At 40.4% G+C, this 228-nt stretch carries 1 protein-coding gene; it reads right to left on the reverse strand.

What is annotated here, in order from left to right:
• Positions 1 to 228: IS3 family transposase (locus ICN21_RS01705; protein ID WP_216176300.1), on the reverse strand; the 228-nt coding region annotated here is incomplete at both ends.

The following is a 228-nucleotide window of genomic DNA, read 5'->3' on the forward strand; positions in this document are numbered from 1 at the left end:
TTTGCTTGATTCGATCATGGTTGTAGTAATGGATATATTCCTTTAACTCGGTTTTAAATGATTGAACACTTTCAAACTTCTTTTGGTAAAAGAACTCCGTCTTCATAATGCCGAACCAGTTTTCCATGACTGCGTTATCCAAGCAATTACCTTTTCTAGACATGCTTTGAGTAATACCCTGCTGGTGCAGGGCCTGTTGATAAAGCCCCATCTGGTATTGCCAGCCCT

This window comes from Polynucleobacter sp. AP-Feld-500C-C5, from assembly GCF_018882265.1.
GTDB lineage: Bacteria > Pseudomonadota > Gammaproteobacteria > Burkholderiales > Burkholderiaceae > Polynucleobacter.